A 6,507-nucleotide genomic window follows, 5' to 3' on the forward strand; every position below is an offset into this window, starting at 1 on the left:
ATCTAAAAACGACACTTCCTGACCTAAGAGTCAGAAACAAATTGACCGAAAAGTCAGACCTGATAAATTCGGCTTTATGTTCGACGATCAGAAAAAACGCGCAGAGGCCTTCCGTGATCCAATTTCTCTTGAACAATGAGCTGCGCACCGAACATAGCCTGGACCCCAATCTGACGGTTCTCAACTACCTGCGCGAACACCTGCACAAGTCTGGCACCAAAGAAGGCTGCGCCAGTGGGGACTGTGGCGCCTGCACGGTGGTAGTCGGCGAACTTGAAACCGATGCACAGGGTGAAGACAGCCTGCGTTATCGCAGCCTCAATTCTTGCCTGACCTTTGTGGCGTCCCTGCACGGCAAGCAGTTGATCAGCGTTGAAGACCTCAAGCATCAAGGCAAGCTGCACAGCGTTCAACAGGCCATGGTCGACTGCCACGGCTCGCAATGCGGGTTCTGCACCCCCGGCTTTGTCATGTCGTTGTTTGCCCTGCAAAAGAACAACCCACAGCCCGACAGTCACAAAACCCACGAAGCGCTGGCGGGCAACCTCTGCCGCTGCACTGGCTATCGCCCTATTCTCGATGCCGCCGAACAATCGTGCGGCAAGCGTCAACCGGACCAGTTCGACGAACGAAAAACACAGACCATCGCTCGCCTGCGCAGTATCACGCCGACGCAAACCGGTGAGCTGACTGATGGCGACAAGCGCTGTCTGGTGCCGCAGACCGTCGCTGACTTGGCGCAATTGTATGAAGCCCACCCACAGGCGAGGCTGCTGGCAGGCGGGACCGATCTGGCCCTTGAAGTCACTCAGTTCCACCGACCGCTGCCGGTGATGATTTATGTGGGCAATGTCGCCGAACTGAAACGCATCGAGCATTTCGATGACCGAATGGAAATTGGCGCGGCTACACCACTGACTGATTGCTATGCCGCGCTGAGCGCCGAGTACCCGGACTTTGGCGAACTGCTGCAGCGCTTTGCGTCGTTGCAGATCCGCAATCAGGGCACCCTGGGCGGCAATATCGGTAACGCGTCTCCGATTGGCGACTCCCCTCCTTTGCTGATCGCCCTGGGTGCGCAAATCGTACTGCGCAAGGGCGATACTCGCCGCACCCTGGCACTTGAGGATTACTTCATTGATTACCGGGTGACTGCGCGGCAGGAAAGCGAATTTATCGAAACCGTTATCGTGCCTAAAGCCAAGGCGCGGCAGGCCTTCCGCGCCTATAAAGTCTCGAAGCGGCTGGATGACGATATTTCCGCGGTCTGCGCGGCGTTCAATCTGCACGTCGAGGACGGCAGCATTGTTGATGCGCGAGTTGCCTATGGGGGGATGGCGGCAACTCCCAAGCGCGCCGCCGCCTGCGAAAAGGCATTAAAGGGCGCGCCATGGACATCTGCCACAGTGGAAGCTGCCTGTACGGCACTGGCGGAAGATTTCACGCCCCTGTCGGACTTCCGCGCCAGCAAGGAATATCGTCTGCTCAGCGCGCAGAACCTGCTGCGCAAATACTTCATCGAGCTGCAAACGCCCACCCTTCAAACGCGGGTGACGGCTTATGTCTAACCATTCAGGGATCAAGTCCCAGGCCGAAATGATCGCCCTGTTTCAACAGGACCTGACCACCGGCGTCGGCCGCAGCGTCAAGCACGACAGCGCCGACAAACATGTGTCCGGCGAGGCGGTGTATATCGATGACCGTCTTGAGTTCCCCAATCAACTGCACGTGTATGCGCGTCTTTCCGATCGTGCCCATGCACGGATCATCAGCGTCGATACCGCCCCTTGTCACGCCTTTGAAGGTGTACGGATTGTCATCACCCACGAAGACATTCCCGGCCTGAAAGACATCGGTCCACTGCTGCCCGGCGATCCATTACTGGCCATCGATAAAGTGGAATTCGTCGGCCAGCCGGTGCTCGCTGTTGCCGCGCGTAGCCTCGATATCGCTCGTCAGGCGGCCATGGCGGCAGTGATTGAATATGAAGATCTGGAGCCCGTTCTGGATGTAGTCCAGGCGTTGCGCGACAAGCATTTCGTGCTCGACAGCCACACTCACAAGCGCGGTGATTCCGCTGCAGCGCTGGACGTTGCCAGGCATAGAATCCAGGGCAGTCTGCACATCGGCGGCCAAGAGCATTTCTATCTGGAGACGCAGATTTCCTCGGTGATGCCCACCGAGGACGGCGGCATGATCGTCTACTGCTCGACCCAGAATCCCACTGAAATACAGAAGCTGGTCGCCGAAGTGCTGGACGTTTCGATGAATAAAATCGTCGTCGACATGCGCCGCATGGGCGGTGGTTTTGGCGGCAAGGAAACCCAGGCAGCGAGTCCTGCGTGCCTGTGTGCAGTGATCGCGCGCCTGACAGGGCAGCCCACCAAAATGCGCCTGCCCCGTGTCGAAGACATGCTGATGACCGGCAAGCGTCATCCGTTCTACATCGAGTACGACGTCGGCTTTGATGACGATGGTCGTCTGCATGGCATTCAGCTGGATCTGGCAGGCAACTGTGGTTACTCGCCGGATCTTTCCGCTTCGATTGTCGATCGGGCAATGTTTCATGCCGACAACTCGTACTACCTGGGCGAAGCCACGATCAATGGCCATCGCTGCAAGACCAACACTGCGTCCAATACTGCGTATCGCGGCTTTGGCGGTCCCCAGGGCATGGTCGCCATTGAAGAGGTCATGGATTCCATCGCCCGTTATCTTGGCAAGGATCCATTAGCGGTGCGCAAGACGAATTACTACGGCAAGACCGAGCGCAACGTCACCCACTACTACCAGACCGTCGAGCACAACCTGCTGGAAGAAATGACTGCCGAGCTGGAAGAAAGCAGTCAATACCACGAACGCCGCGAAGCGATTCGGGCGTTCAACGCCAGCAGCCCGATCCTCAAGAAAGGCCTGGCACTGACCCCGGTCAAGTTCGGCATTTCCTTTACTGCCAGCTTTCTCAATCAAGCCGGGGCGCTGATCCATATTTACACCGACGGCAGCATCCACCTGAACCACGGCGGCACAGAGATGGGTCAGGGCTTGAACGTCAAAGTCGCGCAAGTCGTGGCCGAGGTGTTCCAGGTCGATATCGACCGGATTCAGATCACCGCAACCAACACCGATAAAGTGCCTAACACCTCACCAACTGCTGCTTCCAGCGGTACGGATCTGAATGGCAAGGCGGCGCAGAATGCGGCCGAAATTCTCAAGCAGCGTCTGGTGGAATTCGCCGCGAAACACTTCAAAGTCGAAGAAGCCGATGTCGAGTTTCGCAACGGTCATATTCGCGCTGGCGAACAGCTGGTGTCGTTCCAGTCTTTGGCGCAACTGGCGTGGATGGGGCAGGTTTCGCTGTCCAGTACTGGCTATTACAAAACGCCGAAAATCTTCTACGACCGCAGTCAGGCACGTGGCAGACCGTTCTACTACTTTGCCTTTGGCGCCGCTTGCAGTGAAGTGATCGTCGACACGCTGACCGGCGAATACAAGATGCTGCGCACGGATATCCTCCACGATGTCGGCGCATCCCTGAACCCGGCCATCGATATCGGCCAGGTCGAAGGCGGCTACATTCAGGGCATGGGCTGGCTGACCACTGAAGAGCTGGTGTGGAATGACAAAGGCAAACTGATGACCAACGGACCGGCGGGCTACAAGATTCCGGCGGTCTCGGATATGCCGTTGGACCTGCGCGTCAAACTGGTGGAAAACCGCAAAAACCCGGAAGACACCGTGTTCCACTCCAAGGCTGTAGGCGAACCGCCATTCATGCTTGGCATCTCGGCATGGTGTGCAATCAAGGATGCGGTGGCGAGCCTGGGCGACTATCGCCATCAACCCAGTATCGACGCGCCTGCGACGCCGGAGCGGGTGTTATGGGGGTGTGAGCAGATGCGTAAGACCGAGTCGCCTCAATCGCGAGCAAGCTCGGCTCCCACAGGGGACCGTATTCCCCTGTTGGAGCCGAGCTTGCTCGCGATAAGTTCGACACCGGTGTCAAGCCCGGAGGTAAAACCATGAATAACTGGATCAGCGCCCTCGCCGACTTGCAAACCCAGGGTGAAGCCTGCGTCTTGGTCACCATCATCGAAGAGCGCGGTTCGACGCCACGCAATGCCGGTTCGAAGATGGTGGTCAGCGCCGAGCGTATCTTCGACACCATTGGTGGCGGGCATCTGGAATACAAGGCCATGGAAATCGCCCGGGAAATGCTTGTAAGCGGCAGCCAGAACACTCGACTGGAGCGTTTCAGTCTCGGCGCAAGCCTGGGCCAGTGTTGCGGTGGCGTGAATGTGCTGCTGTTCGAGCCCATGGGCCAGCCCCAGGCACAGATCGCGGTGTTTGGCGCCGGTCACGTAGGCCGGGCGTTGGTACCCTTGCTGGCCAGCCTGCCTTGCCGGGTGCGCTGGATCGATTCCCGTGAGCAGGAATTTCCAGCGCAGATCCCCACCGGCGTTCGCAAGATCGTCGCTGAAGATCCGCTGGATGAAATTGATGAGTTGCCCAAAGGCAGTTACTGCATTGTCATGACCCACAACCATCAACTGGACCTGGAACTGACCGCCGCAATTCTCAAGCGCGGCGACTTTGCCTACTTCGGTTTGATTGGCTCGAAGACCAAGCGGGTCAAATTCGAGCACCGGTTACGTGATCGCGGTTTTGATTCGGCACTGTTGCAGCGCATGCGCTGTCCGATGGGGCTGAGCGAAGTCAAAGGCAAGCTGCCTATCGAGATCGCGGTGTCGATTGCAGCCGAAGTCATCGCCACCTACAACGTCAATTTCGGGCAGCACAGCGCCAGCGCCGAGCCTGTTGCCAAACTCCTGCCGGTGTCACGCCGCAGTCAGGTGTAACAAACATGTCTCCTGTAGGAGCTCACGAGCACCGCGAGGCAGCGATAGCGCTCTGTCTGATACACCGTCATCGCGGCCTCGCGGTGCTCGTGCGCTCCTACAGAAAAGTATTCCAATTTAGATCGTTGCGTTTTGTTTGACAGGACCTATATGAACCCAAGTAAAAAAGCCTACCGCGCTGCCATTCTGCACAGCGTTGGCGACCCGGCCGAAGTCGGCATTGAGGCCTCTTATCAGTACTTCGCTGATGGTCTGATGCTGGTAGAAAACGGCAAGATTGTAGTCCTTGGCCACGCAACCGAACTGCTGAATACACTGGGTCACGATGTCGAAGTGACCGAGTACAAGGACGCATTGATCACGCCTGGCTTCATCGACACCCACATCCATTTGCCGCAGACCGGCATGGTCGGCTCCTACGGCGAGCGCCTGCTGGACTGGCTCAACACTTACACCTTCCCGTGCGAAAAACAGTTCGCTGATCCGGCGCATGCCGCCGAGGTCGCGGACATTTTCCTCAAGGAACTGCTGCGCAACGGCACCACCACTGCGCTGGTGTTTGGCAGCGTGCACAAAGAGTCGGTGGAGGCGTTCTTTCAAGCGGCAGAAAAGCTCAACCTGCGGATGATCGCAGGCAAGGTGATGATGGATCGGAATGCTCCGGACTACCTCACCGATACGGCAGAGTCGGGCTACGCCGATAGCAAGGCGCTGATCGAACGCTGGCACGGCAAAGGCCGTTTGCACTACGCGGTCACGCCGCGTTTTGCGCCGACCAGCACCCCGGAGCAACTGACGCTGGCTGGGCAACTGCTCGCCGAGTATCCCGACGTGTACATGCAGACTCACATCAGCGAGAACGTTGAAGAAGTGCAATGGGTAAAAGCGCTATTCCCGGAGCGCAGCGGTTACCTGGACGTGTATGACCATTTCAAACTGCTGGGCGAGCGCTCGGTATTTGCCCACGGCGTACACCTCTGCGACAGCGAATGTGCACGCCTTGCCGAGACCGGTTCAGCCATCGCCTTCTGCCCGACGTCGAACCTGTTTCTGGGCAGTGGCCTGTTCAACCTGCCCATGGCTGAAAAGCACAGGGTCAACGTCGGCGTCGGCACTGACGTGGGCGGCGGCACCAGCTTCTCGATCCTGCAGACTCTCAACGAAGCCTACAAAGTCATGCAGATGCAGGGTGCAAAACTGAGCCCTTTCAAATCGCTCTACCTGGCTACGTTGGGCGGCGCGCGGGCGTTGCGCCTCGATGACCGCATTGGCAGTCTGCAGGTGGGTAATGAAGCTGATTTTCTGGTGCTGGATTATCACGCCACGCCGCTGCTGTCCTATCGCTTGAAACAAGCCAGAGACATTGCCGAGATATTGTTTGTGCTGATGACACTGGGGGATGACCGGACGGTGCAGGAGACCTATTCGGCTGGGGAGTTGGTGCATAGCAGGTAAGGCGGAACTGCCGCAAAACCCTTGTGGGAGCTGGCTGCGCGATAGCGTCCTCTGAAGCAAGCCGTCGCGGGCTAGCGTTGCTTTGCTAGGCGATCACTTTCTCCTGTGGGAGCCGGGCTTGCCCGCGATGCAGACGCTGCGGTGTTGCAGGTGAACCGAGTCGCTCTTATCGCGGGCAAGCCCAGCTCCCACA

General features: G+C 58.0%; 4 protein-coding genes. All 4 read left to right on the forward strand.

Going from position 1 to position 6,507, the window contains the following annotated elements:
• Positions 1-113 precede the first annotated feature (113 nt).
• The 4 genes from xdhA (at position 114) to guaD (ending at position 6,314) form a co-directional block, all read left to right on the forward strand.
• Entirely contained in the window at positions 114-1,568 is a 1,455-nt protein-coding gene (gene xdhA / locus KDX30_RS22690; RefSeq protein WP_099267322.1) for a xanthine dehydrogenase small subunit, read from the forward strand.
• The gene (gene xdhB / locus KDX30_RS22695; protein ID WP_231677556.1) at positions 1,561-4,026 is read left to right on the forward strand and encodes a xanthine dehydrogenase molybdopterin binding subunit; all 2,466 of its coding nucleotides are present in this window, start codon (positions 1,561-1,563) and stop codon (positions 4,024-4,026) included. Before xdhA ends, xdhB begins: the two co-directional genes overlap by 8 nt.
• Positions 4,023-4,859, forward strand: a complete 837-nt coding sequence (gene xdhC / locus KDX30_RS22700; protein WP_231677557.1) for a xanthine dehydrogenase accessory protein XdhC — start codon at positions 4,023-4,025, stop codon at positions 4,857-4,859. Before xdhB ends, xdhC begins: the two co-directional genes overlap by 4 nt.
• A 150-nt stretch (positions 4,860-5,009) precedes the next feature.
• Positions 5,010-6,314, forward strand: a complete 1,305-nt coding sequence (gene guaD, locus KDX30_RS22705) for a guanine deaminase (RefSeq protein WP_231677558.1) — start codon at positions 5,010-5,012, stop codon at positions 6,312-6,314.
• The last annotated feature ends 193 nt before the right edge of the window (positions 6,315-6,507 follow it).

The sequence above is a fragment of the Pseudomonas quasicaspiana genome (genome assembly GCF_021147825.1).
GTDB lineage: Bacteria > Pseudomonadota > Gammaproteobacteria > Pseudomonadales > Pseudomonadaceae > Aquipseudomonas > Aquipseudomonas quasicaspiana.

Bases quoted from the DNA above. Each gene is read 5' to 3' on its own strand.
- xdhB (WP_231677556.1), top strand. From the start codon at position 1,561: ATGTCTAACCATTCAGGGATCAAGTCCCAGGCCGAAATGATCGCCCTG.
- xdhC (WP_231677557.1), top strand. From the start codon at position 4,023: ATGAATAACTGGATCAGCGCCCTCGCCGACTTGCAAACCCAGGGTGAA.
- guaD (WP_231677558.1), top strand. From the start codon at position 5,010: ATGAACCCAAGTAAAAAAGCCTACCGCGCTGCCATTCTGCACAGCGTT.